Here is a 15,604-nt window from a genome sequence, read left to right as displayed (position 1 = left end):
GTTGGTAGATGCCTAAGAGCCGCCAAATTGAAAAGAAGGTACTGGACCGGGCCGCAGAATATTATCTGGACCTGCAGGACGGCACCATGGATGCCGACGAGCTGAAAGCCTGGCAGGGCTGGATGGCGGCAAGCGGCGACCACCGGCGCGCCTTTGCCCGGATGGAAACCCTGTGGGGCGTCCTGGGCGAAGCCGAGGCGGATGAGTGGCAGGCTTTTGCCGATCAAACCCAGGCTGACATGGCCAAGGCGGCCACGGAGCCGACTGTGGCGGTACATCCATCAGCGGGCGGGTCGATCCTGTCGATGGTGGCGCCCGCGAATGAGCAACCGTCCGTTCGCAAGAAGCTGTCCTACGCCTGGGTTGGCGCCATCGCCGCTTCTTTTGCAGCTGTGCTGGTAACCACCTTCCTGCTGATGGGCACGCCAGACGGCAGCCAGGCTGTTCGCACCATTCAGTACCAAACCGCTGCCGGGCAACAGCGTGTGGTGAACCTGGCGGACGGGTCTATCGTTGAACTGGGCGCAGGCAGCGCTGTTTCCGTAACCTATTCGGAAGAGAACCGGTCGCTGGTACTGGACCAGGGCGAAGCCATCTTTACCGTTGCCAAGAACCCGAAGCGGCCGTTTATCGTGCGCGCGGGCCAGGGCAGCGTGACGGCCATTGGTACTGTGTTCAATGTGCGCAAGTCTGCTGCCAATGTGGAAGTGCGGGTGCTGGAGGGCACAGTTGCCGTGCGTCCGATTGACGACACAGAAGAGCGTTCGCGTGGCCGGGGCCGTGATAGTGCCACAGCTGTGGCCCAGCCCGTTGCGCTGGTAACAGCAGGCCGACGCACGGCTTATTCGCCTGCAGGCCTGTTGGCACCCATCGTGGAAGCTGACGTTCAGGAAGGCCTGTCCTGGCGTGTGGGCGTGCTGACCATGGTTGACTGGCCAATTGCAGATGTGATCCAGGAACTGAACCGGTATCTGACCGACGAGATCACCATTGGTGACGAAGCCGTGGGCACCATGCGCTTCACCGGCACGGTTTATCCGGACCAGGTTGATGCCTGGCTTGAAGGCCTGCAACAGGGCTACCCGATCGAAGTGGTGCGCTTGGGCGGAAGCACCATTTTGATGTTCGACGAAGAACAAAGCGGGACTTAAGCTTGCTGCAATAATCCTGTAGGCAGCTGGCAACTTTCAGGATAACAAGGGGGGGACGTCCGAAGATACGGGCGAGGTTGCTTTGGCACTGCCAAGGTAGCGGGAGGATCGCATGAAGTTGAGGGGGCGCACCGCCTGGCCGGATACGGCGTGGCAGCGTAAAGTCCTGACCACCAGTGCTGCTGCGGCGATAGGCGTGGCGGCTTTTGGTGTTTTCTCGCCTGCCCATGCGCTTCGCCATCATGACAGCCACGCCCAGGCCTTCCGGATTGTTGACTTCAATATCCGCAGCCAGCGTCTTCAGGATGCGCTTCTGGCCTATTCCGAACAGGCCGGGGTGCAGATCATCCTGCCTGGTGATATGGCCAAAGACAGCCAGCGTCGCAGCCTGAGGGGTGCGCACGATGTGGTTGAAGCACTGGTCACGCTGGTGAGCGGTACGGGCTACAGCTTCAGTTTTACCGGGGAAAATACGGTGGTGGTTCGCCGTCAGGTGCAGATGGGCCAGGGTGTTGCTCCTGTCCCTGCGCGGGCGGAAGTCACGGCAACGCGCGAAGAAGTGCGGTCGTTGTCCCAGCGGCGCGAGGCCGAAGAGCCCTACCTTGAAGAACTAGTCACGGTCGGCACCCGGAACCGGACGCGCACGGTTACCGAAACCGCTGTGCCGGTGGATGTGATCGGCTCAAGCGCGCTCCATAGAAATGGTTATACCCAGACAGGGCGGCTGTTGCAGGCGCTGGCGCCCAGCTTCAATTTCACCGAAACCACCATATCCGACGGCACGGACATCGTGCGCCCCGCAACCTTGCGTGGCCTGGGCCCCGATCAGGTACTGGTGCTGGTAAACGGCAAGCGCCGCCACAGCCAGTCTTGGGTGAATGTGCAAAATACGGTGGGCAAGGGTGCCGTGGGCACCGATATGAACACCATCCCCGTGGGCGCCATCAAGCGGGTGGAAATCCTGCGCGACGGCGCGGCTGCCCAATATGGCTCTGACGCCATCGCAGGCGTCGTCAATATCGTGCTGAAGGATTATGACGAGGGGTTTTCGGGCGCTGCCAGCTGGGGGCAGACTTATGAAGGCGACGGCGACACCTTCTTCGCGTCCTCTACCCTCGGGCTACCCCTGGGGGATGGCGGGTTTTTCAATGTTACCGCAGAATATCAGAACCGGCAGGCCACCAACCGGGCCGACCCGTCCTCGATTACCGGCGATGTGGTGATGCGGATTGGTGAAACCGACGTGGAAGCCATGGCGGTGATGTGGAATATGGCGCTGCCCGGCAAGGGTGGGGGTGAGCTGTATGCCTTTGGCGGCTATATGAACCGGCAGGGGCTTTCGGGCGGCTTTTACCGCCACGCACATCAGGCTGCCCGGTCTGTGCCGCAACTGTACCCCGAGGGCTTCCTGCCGCTTCAAACTACCGACGTCAGTGACTTCAGCCAGGCTGTCGGCTTCAGGCTGGATGCCGATGACGGCTGGCAATATGACCTAAGCGCCACTTATGGCCGCACGCGGTTCGCCTTTGGTGCTGAAAACACGGTGAATGTGTCTGTGGCCTCCGCCGCTTTCTATAACGGCCTTGACCCGCTGGACTATAGCTTCACGGAAGGCTTCTCGGGCGCGCTTGAATTTGAACAGCTGACAGCCAATTTCGATGCTGTCGGCAGTAGTCAGGTCGGCTCCGTGCCGTTCAACCTGGCCTACGGCTTTGAATATCGAAACGAACTGTATGGAATAGAGCAGGGCGACGAGGCCTCCTATAGCTGCGGCATGGTGGATGGTGATTTCGCGCCCTCGATTTTGGATGCGGACGTGTCAGCCGTGTGCGGCTTCCAGGGCTTCCCGGGCTACAGCCCCGATGTTGCCGGTGAACTGGGCCGCTCGAGCTATGCCTTCTATGTGGATACGGAGTTCGAGCCGGCTGAAAACTGGTTCTTCACTGCCGCTGCGCGGTACGAGAATTTCGGTCGCACGGGCAGCAAGATTACCGGCAAACTCTCGGCCCGTTATCAGGCTTCCGAAACCTTGGCAATTCGGGGGGCGGTGTCAACGGGGTTCCGGGCCCCGGCGCTGGCGCAAAGGGCGTTTACGTCCGTCATCACCAACACAAGTGCCGAAGGCCTGACCCAGACCCTTGTGGCGCCAGAGGGCCATATCATTCCGCGCACCTACGGCGTGGACAAGCTGGAACATGAAACCAATACCAACGTTTCTGTCGGGCTGGTCTGGAAGCCAAATGAGAAGCTGAATGTCACGCTGGATGCCTACCGTATCGATATTCGTGACCGCATTGTGCTGGGGCCGACGCTGCCGATCCCCGAGGGACTGAGCCTTGGGCCAATCGAGGCGGGGTCTTTCTTCTCGAACGGTATTGATACAAGCACGCTGGGCGCTGACCTGGTCGCCTGCTACGAGATGGCGCTGAAAGGCGGCGCGTCGCTTGACCTTATTGGATCTGTCAGCTGGAACCAGACCACCATTGAGGATATCAACGCGCCCGCAGGCGTGTCCGACGATGAATTTTTCCCGTTCGCGGAACAGGTAAATGTGGAGCGCGGTCAACCCCGCATCCGCCTTGCGGGCACCGTAGATTACCGCAAGAACCGGTTTGGGGCGCTTCTGCGGGTCAATTATTATGGCAACACGGAATCCGCTTTCTATACGGCTCAGGGCAACAATATACCGCGGGATATAGCAGTGAATGTGCTGGGGCTGGATTACAGCGCCACCACCAAGGCAGGCACCGCCGCGATTGTGGACCTGGAGCTTTCCTATGACATTGGCGAAAACCTGACCTTTGCCATCGGGGCCAATAATCTGTTCAATACATATCCGGACAAGCTGGCCAACAACGATATGTCGCGCTGGATTTCCGAAGGCCGACAGATTGGGGCGTTTGGCAACTTCCGCTATCCGTGGGTGACCATGCCTTGGGGCATAAGGGGCGGCTATTATTATGCCCGGATGGCGTTTGAATTCTGACGGGCAAAGGGGGCTGGGCGCGTGAAAACATTCTCAAATCCCGTAATCTGTTCGTCTCGTCTTATGGTAGATACATACAACTATCTGAAGAATAGGAGGGCATGTATGATACGAAAACCAGCTGCGGCTGGCGGCCTTGGGCGGCTGCTGCGGCTGATGGTAACGCTGATACTTGGGCTAAGTATCTCAGTGGCTGCCGCGGCGGACGATCCGCCGGAAATCCGTTTTGACATTGCGCCGCAGCCGCTCAGGCAGGCGCTCCTCGAGTTTTCCGAACAGGCACGCATTCAGCTGATCCTGGCGGTGGATACCGAGGATATCCCAATCAGCCAGGGCGTGGTTGGGGTGATGACGGCGGAAGACGCGCTTATGCGGCTGATGGAAGGCACCGGGCTCGAATATCATTTCTCAAGCGGGAACACCGTTACCGTCAGAAAATATAAATCAAACCCGAAGCCTCCCATGAGGCCAGAAAACACACCGGGGCAACTGGATGTCGATCAGATATCCGTTGCCCCGGCGTCGTTTGAGGAGATCATCAGCATCGGCACACGGGTGAAGGGGCGCACGGTTGCGGCCACGTCCGTGCCGGTTGATGTCCTCTCAAGCACAGCCCTCGCCTTCACCGGCCAGACGGAGACCGGCCGCATGCTGCAGATGCTGGTGCCCAGCTTCAATTTTTCCAGTTCAAGCGTGTCGGACGGCACAGATGCCCTGAGGCCTGCGACACTTCGGGGCATGAGCCCCGATCAGACGCTGGTGCTGCTGAACGGCAGGCGGCGGCACGCCAGTGCGCTGGTTCATGTGAACACCAGTGTGGGGCGGGGGTCCGCGGGTACTGACATGAACGCTGTGCCCGCTATCGCGCTTGGGCGGATCGAGGTGCTCAGGGACGGTGCGGCGGCCCAATATGGTTCTGACGCCATCGCGGGCGTGATCAACCTGGCGCTCAGGCGCGACCGCGAAGGCGGCATGGTCCAGGTCAGCCGCGGCGGCACCTATGCAGGCGACGGTGACACAACAACCGCCAGCGGGTTCATGGCCTATCCCATAAGCAGCCGGGGCTTTGTGAACCTGAGCCTTGAGTACCGTGACCGGGCGCCTACCAACCGCGCGGGCTTGAGTGCGAACCAACAGTATTTTGGCGTGAACGGTGAAAGAGACTGTGCTGCCACGGCCGAACCTGCGGGCTGTTATGACCCCCGTGAATACACGTTCGACCGGCGGAATTTCCGCATTGGCGACGCGGCAAGCGAACAGTTTGCCGCCGTCCTCAACGCTGAAATCCCGTTTGCTGACGTGGGCCATTGGTACGGCTTCGCAACCTATTCCGACCGCGATAACCTGTCCGCGGGATTTTACCGCCGGGTGACCCAAGCGGAACGCACGGTGGTGGACCTGTATCCAGACGGCTTCCTGCCCTACATCAATACTGAAATCACCGATATTTCAGCGGCAAGCGGTTTGGTATTGAATGATCTGGCGGGCTGGCGCGCGGACATTGGGTTTTCCTATGGCCGCAACGAATTCGCCTACCGCATCAAAAACAGTTTGAATGCGTCGCTGGGGGCAGACAGCCCGCGTGAAGCAGATGCCGGCAGCCTGTTTTTCTCCCAGTCGGTTCTGTCGTTTGACGCAGTGCGCGAAGGCACGGTGGGCACGCACGCCGTAACGTTCGCGATGGGGGCCGAGCACCGGCGGGACCGCTATGAAATCCGCGCGGGCGAGCCTGTGTCCTACAGCGATGGCGGCGCCCTGAATACTGACTGCCCGGGCTGCGACACCAGCCCTGTGCGCTACCAGCAGGGCTTCCAGGTGTTCAGGGGATTCTCAAGGGACAATGTGGTGGACCGGCACCGGGACAGTTTCGCGCTCTATAGCGATCTGGACCTTGAACTGACAGACGACTGGCGCATCGCCGGGGCCGCGCGGTTCGAGCATTATGACGATTTCGGCAGTCGGCTGACCGGCAAACTTACCAGCCGGGTGCGGCTGACGGGCGCACTGGCGCTTCGGGGTGCCATCTCCACCGGGTTTCGGGCGCCGTCCGTGCAGCAGAAATTTTTCAACAGTGTCTCGACCCAGTTTATTGATGCGGGCGGCATGACGGTTGCGCAGGAGCGCGGCACCTTCCGGAACGACAGCGCCTTGGCCCTGGCCATTGGCGTGCCGGAGCTGAAGGAAGAAACCGCCACCAACCTGAGCGCCGGTCTGGTGCTGACACTGCTAAACTTCACGCTGACGGCGGACTATTACCACATCAGTATCGACGACCGGATTGCCATATCCGGCAGTGTGGATATCGCCCGTCTGTTCCCGGATGTCAGTGACCGCATGGGCATCACGAACGGTCAGTTCTTCTTCAATGCCGCCGACACAGTCACCAAGGGGGCCGATATTGTCGCGGTGTATGATTGGCCGCTTTCGTCTGACGACAGCTTTGAGCTCTCTCTCGCCGCCAATTGGAACAGCACGCGTGTGCGCGACGGCAGTATCCGAACCACCATCGGGGACACGCTGGCGGTGCCTTTGTTCACGCCGCAGGATATTTCCATCCTGCAGGATTGGCAGCCGGACAGCCGGGTGATGCTGGCCGCGACCTACCAAACCGGGCCGCTGAGCTTTCTGGTGCGCGCCAACCGTTTTGGTGGTTACCGGATATGCGAAGGATCGTGCGACCAGGTCTCAGGCGAAGGGCTGAATGTGCAGGATTTTGGTGCCGAATGGGTGCTGGACGCGCAACTGAGCTATGAGCTGGAGGCGCTTGGCCTCACGGCCACCATTGGCGCCAACAATATTCTTGGCCAGTATCCGGACCGCAACCTGATCGGGCAGGCGGGTGCGGGTACGCTGCCGGGTATCCTGTCATCGGACGGGGTCTTTACCTACAGCCGCCGGGCCGCACCCTTCGGCTTCAATGGCGGCTATTGGTATGCCCGCCTGAGTGCGCGCTTCTGAGTGCCTGCATCTGATTAGAGAAGCACTGTGATGGTGTCCAGGTCATCAAGCACAAGTCCGATCAGGAACACGCTGCCGCTGGCGCCCAGGTCAATCAGCAAGCCCTCCTGACCGCTTTGGATCACTTCCGAAGCCGCCGCCTCCAGGGCTGTGATGTCGGCGAAAGGGCTGGTGATGGCCGTGAGGTCCAGCGTGTCGGTGCTCAGGTCAAAGTCTGTGACTGTGTCGGCACCGCTTGTGGCGGCAAAGGCAAAAACGTCAGCGCTCAGGCCGCCTGTGAGCAGGTCATCGCCCGCGCCGGCCCACAGTATGTCGGTGCCATCGTCGCCATTGACCGTGTCGTCGCCAGCGCCGCCGAACAGTTCATCGCCGCCAAGGCCGCCCTGCAGCAGGTCGCCGCCCGCGCCGCCGAACAAGGTGTCGTCGCCGGCCTCACCCCAAAGGGTATCGGCATAGTCGCCAGCGCCGCCAAACAGCATGTCTGCGCCTGCGCCGCCGAACAGTTGGTCCACGCCCAGCGCGCTATAGATCATGTCGGCGCCGTCATGCCCATGGATCGTGTCATCACCCGTGCCGCCGCCCAGCTCATCCGCGCCCGCTGCGCCAATCAGCAGGTCGTTGCCGGGGCCGGCCCAAATCTGGTTTGCGGCAAGGCCTGTGATGATGGCCTCGCCTTCATCATAGACGCCATTGTCTGCGATCAGGCCGTCGTCCCAGCCGCCGCCCAGAAGAATGTCATTGCCCTTGCCGCCGAACAGGATGTCGGCGCCGTCATCAAGCGCATTGCCGTTCTCGGGCAGCCAGTCCAGTACATTGCCATCATCCGCGCCGCCACCGACCAGGAAGTCATCCCCCGTGCCGCCGCCGATTATGTCTGCGCCCGCACCGCCAATGAACAGGTCATCGCCCGCGTCCCCTGGGCCTGCCCATATCTGGTCATTCCCCCCATGCGCATCGATCATGTCCCTGCCGAAGCCACCGCGCAATATGTCGCCGGCCGCCGTGCCCTGCAGGCTTTCGATAATCTGGGTGACATCCGGCTGCGGGAACACATCATCCAGCGCGCGGTTTTCCGCGACATACAGCGGGATACCCAGATCGTCCATCTGCTCTGCCAGCGCTTCGAGCACGGTCGAGAAGACGTCCTGGCGGGTACTGTTGAGATATTCGACCAGAAAGACTTCTTTGCCCGCGTTTTCCGCCAGCGTCAGCAGCGCCAGGCTATAGGCCACGCTGTCGGCGTCCTGTACGCTGAAGTCGCTCTGGTTTGTGTTCTCATAGTAGAACTGCAGGTCTTCCTTGCCGACGCCGTCGATGGCATTCAGGTAGGTGCTGTTCTCCAGCAGCTCTTCGCCGTTCTGGCCGATAACCACAAAGGTGCGGTCTGGTTCCACGTCTGCCAGATAGGCCTCGGCGTGGGCGCGGATGGCGGCGACGAAATCGGCCATTTCCTGGCGGTAGTCGACATCTGCGTTCGGCTCCAGCTCTTCCCAATATTCATAGCCGTCGATGATATCCAGATAGACGCCTTCAAAGCCGCCATCGATGATGCGTTCGACATAGTCGAAAATCACCTGCTGCCATTTGTCCATCCAGTAGCGGACCTTGAAATTGCCCACCCATTCGGGGTTTTCATTGTCAATGATGCTGTCGCGAATGGCGATAAAGTCGGCGTCGTCCCAATAGAAGCGGTAATCTTCCGCCTCACCGATGCTGAGGTAAGAGACGATCAGCTTGTCGTCATCGCCGCGCATGACCTCAAGGTCTGCTTCGGTATAGGGCGTTTCCTCGTCGGCATAGTTGGCAAATTCGATCACCACCATGTCAGCGCTGCTGTCGCCGATCTCAACAAGCCGGGCGGCGTCTGTATCACCCAGGTGATAGAGCCAGCTATCAACGTCGGAAAGCGGGTTTTCGCCCATGAAGTGAGTTCCCCAAATCTGGTATCAGTCAACAGTTGTAGGCCGCAGAGCTAGCCTCGTCGAGAGCATGACGCGAAAAAATGACAAAAATGCGAAAATGGTTATTGACCAAATAGTCAGGAATGCATATCGTGCTGGCGTTGCGTTGAGAATGCTGGCCTCAATTGAGGGCAGTGTGCTCAGAGCCATGAAAGTGAAGGGCTCGTTTGGTCGCCATTCAGTGGTGGGCGCCTCCTTTGGCGATAGAGCGAGCAGGACATGTCTTTCGGCCCGGGGCTTACGGCCGACCTTCCAACCCATCTTTCATGTGCTTATGAATGGCGGCAGCCGGTCTAACCCGGCTGCCGCCTTCACTCTTTTCTGGGCCTGTGTAAGAAGCTGATCAACCAGTCTTCAGTGCCGCGAACGTGCCTGTGTAATCAATCGCCACATCATCATCCTGCATCACATGGGCTGTCAGCTGGATACGGGCACGCCCGTGCCTGTCAAAGGTTTTGAGAAATTGCTGCCAGCGTGCGCCGTCGGGCAGGGTTGCGGTGGCCGTGAAATCCGCGGTGACGGGTCGGATATAGTCGATATTGCTGTTTGTGATGACAATCTCAGACGGGTCAGCGTCTTCGCGCAGGTTCACATGCAAGAGCGTCCAGCAGGCCAGCGTGGCAACGGCCTGCAGGCTGCCGCCGAACGCAGTGCGCTTGTGATTGATGTTGGCCTGAAGCGGCGCGGTCAGCGAAATGCTGTCGGTGCTGGCGCGGGCAACGCGCACGCCCATGGCTTCTGAAATGGGGATGTTCCGGTAAAGATAGTCTTCAAGGGCTTCTGGGCTTTTCATATCCTGCGGCTCTCTGTTTGTCATCGAGCCGCAGTTTCAGGATAACGACGGGTGATAGCAAGCTTTCAGTTTCCTCAGGGGCGTCATGAAAGCGGTCAATCATGTCCATCTGGCTGTTGGCGATCACATGGGCCGTGCCGTTCATAAGGGCGACAGTGGTGGGAATGTCGTACGTGGGATTGCCGCTGTCGAGCAAGGTGATAGCGGTCGAAGATACACTGATATCAATGGCAATCAAGCGCGGCAGGCCAATGCCGTTCTGGACCGCGATGATACTGTCGCCATGCAGGGCCAGCCCGTCCAGGCCACCGAGTGTTTGGCCTTCAGGGGCTTCCAGGCGGGCACTCGCGCCCGCTTCCGTATCAATCCGCATCAGGCCCAGCGCATCGGCAACATAAAGGCTGCCGCCCCGGTGGCAGACAATACCGTTGGGGTAATAGAGCCGCCGGTTGATCTGCAGAGGTGTGAGGGACCCGCGATTGCGGTCAAGTACCAGAACGCGCGCGCCCCGGCTGTCGGTGACATAGGCATGCGTGGCTGTCAGGCATAAGTCGTTCAGCTCTGTGGGTGTCCCGGCGGGCATGGGCCAGGACCTGACCAGCGCGCCGGTTTGCCCGTCCAGCAACAGGATTTCGGCGGCTGGGGCATCATCCTGCACGTCGTTGACGTCCGTGCGGTTACGCAACACCCACAGTTGGTTTGCGTCAGCGTCATATTTGATGCCGTAGATCGCCCGCAGCTTGTCGTGCGCGGGCAGCGGCCAGAAGGTGGCTGGCCCGGTTTCGGGAATGACGGCGACGCGGTTCTCGGTGAGGCTGCCAAGGAACAGGCGGCCTGAGGCGCCATCAGCGGCGATGCCTTCTGGGAAGAAGGATGGCGCTTGAAGCCTACGGCCCGGGGTTGCCCGGGGGGCAGGGACGACACGCGCATTCAGGCGCTTTGTAACAGCCAGTGCCTCTGTGCCCTCTGGTACTTCCGCGTCCAGGCCCAGTTGCCAGCCGCGCGCTTCAAGGGCCTGAAGCCAAGGTAAGGCGGCGTCTGGCTGCTCCCGTCGCAGCAGAAAACCGGCGGTGTGATAGATGGCGCTGCTCTCACACCCCTCTGCCAGGATTTCCTGCAGGGGAGGTGGCAGCGTATCTGTGTCTGCCCCCGGAACGCAGGCGTGTGAGACTGACGTCGCCAGCAGGGCGGTGAAGACCGTTATGGTCAGGCTTGTTTTCAGGCGCATTCCTTTTCCCTGTGCTGTCGGTAGGCGGTAAAGGCTTCCTCTGCAGATGCCAGGAAGTCGGGGTGGCCCGGTTGCCAGCCCAGTGACCGTGCAGCCGTGTTGGTGGCCACAATATCCTTTTCCAGATGATCGGCAAAGCCCCCAAGGCGTGCGCGGGCTGCCTCCAAGCTGACGCGTGTTAACGTGCCGCCCTGCAGCAGGCAAATCGCATTCAGAAGCCTTTCATGGGTAACGGGTGTGTCATCGACCGCATGGAAGATACCTGTGGCGCGTTCTTCTATGGCACTGAGGAAAAGGCGGGCGACATCGTCCACATGCACCATAGGCCAGCGGCCATTCGGTTCCCCACACCACAGGACTGTCCCGGACGCGTCCGGCGCGAAGCCGGGCCATAGATAGCCGCCACTGCCGCCATAAACAAACCCCAGCCGAATGACCACTGCCTGTCCGGCTTCCAGCAGCATGTTTTCATGGTCGTTCCACCAGTGATGGCCGTCGGCAATGGCCTGTTCCAAAAGCGCTTCGCCCGACCGATGGCTGGTATAAAGGTTGCCGGTGTAGGCCACATATTTGCCGGACCGAATGAAGGCTTCAACCGCGACACGGTCGATCATGCCCCTGTCTGCGCCGTCCTGATATTCCATTGCCTGGTGAACAATGGCGTCCACGTCCGAAAGGGCTACTTCATAGCTTGCGGGGTGTTCAAGGCTGCCCTTGTGCCACACAAGATGTGGGTGGCTGAAGGCCTGTGGCCTGCGGGTCAGGGCGGTCACCTGGTGGCCTGCTGCCAGAAAAGCCTGAAGGCAGCGGTTTCCAACATAGCCCGATGCGCCCGTCATGAAAATCTTCATTCTATCCTCGCTTCTGTGTTGCTGTGAGGAAGATAGGGCCTGCACTTTCATTTTTAAAATTAATATATTATGTTTCAATCATGCATAATTTTAATACAATGGACCTGAACCTGCTAAGGCACTTTGCCTGCCTGTATGAAAGGCGCAGTGTGACGGCGGCAGCGCACCAGGTGGGGCTGACACAGTCCGCCATGAGCCATGTACTCAAGCGGCTTCGGGATGCCTTCGGAGACCCGCTTTTTGTGCGCGACGGCAAGGCACTGGTGCCAACCAAGCGCGCGGATCAGCTCTATGCCCCCGTGATGGAAGCTTTGGACGGCCTGATGGAGGCCGTTCAGGATGCCGCCGGTTTTGACCCGCAAAGCACAGACCGGCAATTCACGCTGGCGATGGCCGATTATGTCGAGCTCTTGTGCCTGCCGCAGTTGATGCGGCGGCTGCCTGTGGATGCCCCAAAGGCGGCCTTGCGCGCATTTGATCCCGGTAACCAGGATTTGCCCACCACACTTCAACGGGCCGATCTTGCCATCGCCCGGTATACCAAGGCCCCGCCCAACTATCACCGACAAACCCTGTGGCGGGAAGAGTTTGTCACTGTCTGCAGCCGGTCTCACCCGCGGTTGCAGCGGGCAGACCTGACACTTGATGCCTTCCTGGCAGAAGGCCATATGATGGTCTCAACCGACGGGCAGGGGCTTGGCATGGTGGACCAGCATTTGGCGGCAATCGGGCATCGCCGTACCATGGTGCTCAAGACCGGCTTCTTCTATTCGCCGCTTCGGGTTGCGGCGGCAGGTGACCTGTTGGCCACTGTGCCGAAAAGGCTGGCAGAAGCATTGCAGCATGAACTTGACCTGAGGCTGTTTGAGCCGCCCCTAGATCTGCCGGGATTTGACGTTTCCATGGTGTGGGCGCCTCACCAGCATCGTGACCCCGGCCATGCCTGGTTCCGGCGCTGGCTGAAAAAGGCCGTGGCTTTCTAAAGCACGCTTTCGCTGAGGCAGCGGCGGATTTCCGCGAGGAATGCCTGCCTGTCGATGGGCTTGCCTACATAGCCCTGCATGCCGCCTGCTTTCAGGTCGTCCACCACCCCAACAACAGCGTGGGCCGTGAAGGCAATGGCTGGGATACCCCTTGCCCATCCGCCTAGGGCGCGGATGTCGCGCAGGGTTTCCATGCCGTCCTTGCCAGGCATGTTGATGTCCATCAGGAAAACATCGGGGGGCGAGTCCCCTTCCTTCTGCAGCGCAGCGATATGGGCGATCATGTCTTCGCCGCTTGGCAGGACGGTAGCGTCAAAGCCTTCGCTTTCGCATAGTTTTTTCAACACAGCGCGATTGACCGGATTGTCATCCACCGCCACAAGCTTCACCCCTTTCAGGTCGCGGTCCGGGCCAGTCTGCTTGTCTGCGGTTGCCCCTTTCGGCACGTCGGCGGCATGCAGCCTGAGGGTGACGATGAAGGTCGCGCCCTGACCAGGGGTGCTTTCAACGGCAATCCAGCCATTCATCAGCTGTACCAGTTCGCGGGTGATGGCGAGCCCCAGGCCCGTGGATTTGCCTGTTGTGCGGTTTTCCTTCACGGTTTCGAACCGATCGAACAGGCGGGCCTGGGCCTCGCGCGGGATGCCCTTGCCGGTATCGCGGATATGAAGTGTGACAGAATGCTGCCCGCCCTCCACCGGTCGACTACTGGCAGTCACGGTGACCGAGCCATCATCTGTAAACTTGATCGCGTTGCCAATGAGGTTGATCAGGATTTGCCTGAGCGCCTTCTGGTCAATCTGAACCCACAGATCCTCCGGCGTATTGTCTTCAAGCGTTAATTCCAGGTCTTTCTGGGCCGCCAGCGGCGCGAGGCTGAGGATAGTGCGGTTGAGAAGGGAGCCGAGGCTTGTGGGCTCAGGTTTCAGCACGGTCTTGCCGGCTTCGATGCGCGACAGATCAAGGATATCGTTCACCAGCTCCAGCATCATGTCGGCGGATTGGCGCGCCATGGTGACATAGGGCTTCGAGGAATCGGGCAGGTCTTCGCCGGACAGGATGTCCAGCATGCCGACAATCCCGGTCAGTGGGGTGCGGATTTCGTGGCTCATGTTGGCCAGGAAATCAGACTTGGCGGCATTGGCCTTCTCGGCCTGCGTTTTGGCGGCTTCCAGATCGTGGGTGCGCTCTTCAACGCGTTGTTCCAGCGTTGTAAAGGCTTCCGACAGGCGCCGCGCCATGCTGGCCGAAGACCGCGCCAGTTGGTCCAGTTCATTCAGTCCGGCTTTGTTTTTCCCAATTTCGGGCGGCATGGACGTAAACTTGCCACGTGCCAGACTCTGGTTGTGGCGTACCAGCGCCCGAAGTGGTTTGACGATGTCGGACCGGATGGCGAACAGAAGGCTTGCGAGGGCAAGCAAGAGCCCGGCGAACCCCACATACAGCAGGACCCCAGCGCTGTCGCGGGCATCGGCCAGGATCAGGTCTTGCGGGTAGACAGTAACAAAATACCAGTCAGGCCCTTTGATGCGGCCGACCGCGACATAACAGTCTGTTGGCTTGATAGTGGTAACGAATACGTCGGCCTCTGCATGGCCCTGAATGGCGTCATAGATTTCCTTGAGGTCGGGATTATCCGATGTGGTGATATCAAGCAGCCTGTCGTTTGTCTGGCCCTGTTTGGTCAGCGTCGGGTGTGCGATCAGCTTACCGTCTGCTGTGATGATCATGTTGGTGGCGCCTTCGGGCACATCCGCTATGGCATTCTCCAGCAGGTTATCCAGCAGGATGCTGCTGCCCCAGGCGCCAATATGCTTGCCGTTCGCATAGACAGGGGTGTGGCACCCTGTGGTCCAGGTGGCGCCTGTCTGGTCATAGATGATGGGCCGCAGGCTGGTGCAGCGCATCTCGCCGTCCGGATTGTTCGCGGGCAAGGTGATCTGCACCAGCTCCTGACTCGAGAAATCAAAAGAGGCCGGCGCTTCCTTTCGGTAGAACATCAGCCTGTCGGGGCGTGTGGGCGCGTGGATCAGCAGGCTGTTGTCGGGGGTGAAGAAATAAAGGCTCGGCAGGTCCTGGAACTGGGCCTGCCCCACCCGGTAGGCGGTCAGGAACGCAGACAGGAGCATGCGCTTATCTTTAGCGGTCAGGGCCTCGCCGGCTTTGATGAAGGCGCCCATGCCGCTGATCCGCCCGGCAACACCAAGCGGTGCACCGTCAAAAAGGGCGTCAACTGATCGCCGGGTGCCGTCGTCTTGCAGTGGGAAATAGCGGTCGAACGCGGTGCTGACTGCGGCGTCATCCTGGCCATCGGCTGGGTCTGCGTTGAGCGCTTGCAGCAAAGCTGTTGTCGCCTGGGTATGGGCCTTGCTGATGGTCTCGAAAATCTGGCTTTCCCGCGCGGCGCGTTCCTTGATGAACACCTCAAGTTCATTCAGCTTGTTGCGCTCAAGCGCCTTGTTGATGATCAGGAAACCGCTGATGGTGACAAAGCCGATGATAACAGCAATGCGCCAGCCCAGTCCCAGAAGGGCCGAATATGCGAGTGATCTTTTAAACCGTCTGAATCTGTTCACGGCACCGAACTGCATTGTCGCCCCCCTCAGCGCCCCCTGAGTTTGCAGCTTATGGGTTAACAAACCAACAAAAAATTGACCTCACGCGCGTGATCTTTCAAGCTGCGGGCCTATTGC

Annotated in this window: 9 protein-coding genes; 4 read left to right on the top strand and 5 right to left on the bottom strand. The window is 60.0% G+C overall.

The genetic code is table 11. The annotated features are described in order from the left end of the window. Positions 1–8 precede the first annotated feature (8 nt). The 3 genes from B3Z17_RS15545 (at position 9) to B3Z17_RS15535 (ending at position 7,095) form a co-directional block, all read left to right on the top strand. Positions 9–1,151, top strand: coding sequence for a FecR family protein (locus tag B3Z17_RS15545; RefSeq protein ID WP_286830715.1), 1,143 nt, complete (start codon positions 9–11; stop codon positions 1,149–1,151). A gap of 112 nt (positions 1,152–1,263) precedes the next feature. Beyond that, a complete protein-coding gene (locus tag B3Z17_RS15540; RefSeq protein ID WP_286830714.1) occupies positions 1,264–4,137 on the top strand; it encodes a TonB-dependent receptor plug domain-containing protein in 2,874 nt (957 codons plus the stop codon). 105 nt (positions 4,138–4,242) lie between these two features. Further along, positions 4,243–7,095, top strand: coding sequence for a TonB-dependent receptor (locus B3Z17_RS15535; RefSeq protein WP_286830713.1), 2,853 nt, complete (start codon positions 4,243–4,245; stop codon positions 7,093–7,095). A 14-nt stretch (positions 7,096–7,109) separates the two neighbouring features. On the opposite strand, the gene B3Z17_RS15530 is transcribed toward B3Z17_RS15535, so the two are convergent. The 4 genes from B3Z17_RS15530 to B3Z17_RS15515 all read right to left on the bottom strand — a co-directional run bounded on the left by B3Z17_RS15530 (position 7,110) and on the right by B3Z17_RS15515 (position 11,916). Further along, complete coding sequence (locus B3Z17_RS15530; RefSeq protein ID WP_286830712.1) at positions 7,110–9,017, bottom strand: MJ1477/TM1410 family putative glycoside hydrolase; 1,908 nt, start codon at positions 9,015–9,017, stop codon at positions 7,110–7,112. A 382-nt stretch (positions 9,018–9,399) separates the two neighbouring features. Then, positions 9,400–9,849 (bottom strand): YiiD C-terminal domain-containing protein, encoded by a 450-nt coding sequence (locus B3Z17_RS15525; protein ID WP_286830711.1) that lies wholly within the window; start codon positions 9,847–9,849, stop codon positions 9,400–9,402. Next, positions 9,827–11,077, bottom strand: coding sequence for a hypothetical protein (locus B3Z17_RS15520; RefSeq protein ID WP_286830710.1), 1,251 nt, complete (start codon positions 11,075–11,077; stop codon positions 9,827–9,829). Before B3Z17_RS15520 ends, B3Z17_RS15525 begins: the two co-directional genes overlap by 23 nt. Then, positions 11,068–11,916: an NAD-dependent epimerase/dehydratase family protein gene (locus B3Z17_RS15515; protein WP_286830709.1), complete on the bottom strand. Its 849-nt coding sequence runs from the start codon at positions 11,914–11,916 to the stop codon at positions 11,068–11,070. The genes B3Z17_RS15520 and B3Z17_RS15515 overlap by 10 nt, the downstream gene beginning before the upstream one ends. Before the next feature lie 92 nt (positions 11,917–12,008). Between B3Z17_RS15515 and B3Z17_RS15510 the strand changes: the two genes are divergently transcribed. Then, positions 12,009–12,911, top strand: coding sequence for a LysR family transcriptional regulator (locus tag B3Z17_RS15510; protein WP_286830708.1), 903 nt, complete (start codon positions 12,009–12,011; stop codon positions 12,909–12,911). Here B3Z17_RS15510 and B3Z17_RS15505 read toward each other — a convergent pair. Beyond that, positions 12,908–15,502 carry an ATP-binding protein gene (locus B3Z17_RS15505; RefSeq protein WP_286830707.1) on the bottom strand — a complete coding sequence of 865 codons (2,595 nt, stop codon included), beginning with the start codon at positions 15,500–15,502 and terminating at the stop codon, positions 12,908–12,910. The two genes, B3Z17_RS15510 and B3Z17_RS15505, sit on opposite strands and share 4 nt — an antisense overlap. Between the last annotated feature and the right edge of the window lie 102 nt (positions 15,503–15,604).

The organism is Kordiimonas sp. UBA4487 (assembly GCF_002389025.1).
In the GTDB taxonomy this organism is placed as follows: domain Bacteria; phylum Pseudomonadota; class Alphaproteobacteria; order Sphingomonadales; family Kordiimonadaceae; genus Kordiimonas; species Kordiimonas lacus.
Note: the sequence above shows the minus strand (reverse complement) of the source record. Positions and strands in the feature narration are given on the sequence as shown.

What these genes read in the sequence shown, in the direction of transcription:
- B3Z17_RS15540 (WP_286830714.1), top strand. Translation starts at nt 1,264, where the DNA reads ATGAAGTTGAGGGGGCGCACCGCCTGGCCGGATACGGCGTGGCAGCGT.
- B3Z17_RS15520 (WP_286830710.1), bottom strand. Translation starts at nt 11,077, where the DNA reads ATGCGCCTGAAAACAAGCCTGACCATAACGGTCTTCACCGCCCTGCTG.
- B3Z17_RS15515 (WP_286830709.1), bottom strand. Translation starts at nt 11,916, where the DNA reads ATGACGGGCGCATCGGGCTATGTTGGAAACCGCTGCCTTCAGGCTTTT.
- B3Z17_RS15530 (WP_286830712.1), bottom strand. Translation starts at nt 9,017, where the DNA reads ATGGGCGAAAACCCGCTTTCCGACGTTGATAGCTGGCTCTATCACCTG.
- B3Z17_RS15505 (WP_286830707.1), bottom strand. Translation starts at nt 15,502, where the DNA reads ATGCAGTTCGGTGCCGTGAACAGATTCAGACGGTTTAAAAGATCACTC.
- B3Z17_RS15545 (WP_286830715.1), top strand. Translation starts at nt 9, where the DNA reads ATGCCTAAGAGCCGCCAAATTGAAAAGAAGGTACTGGACCGGGCCGCA.
- B3Z17_RS15525 (WP_286830711.1), bottom strand. Translation starts at nt 9,849, where the DNA reads ATGAAAAGCCCAGAAGCCCTTGAAGACTATCTTTACCGGAACATCCCC.
- B3Z17_RS15510 (WP_286830708.1), top strand. Translation starts at nt 12,009, where the DNA reads ATGCATAATTTTAATACAATGGACCTGAACCTGCTAAGGCACTTTGCC.
- B3Z17_RS15535 (WP_286830713.1), top strand. Translation starts at nt 4,243, where the DNA reads ATGATACGAAAACCAGCTGCGGCTGGCGGCCTTGGGCGGCTGCTGCGG.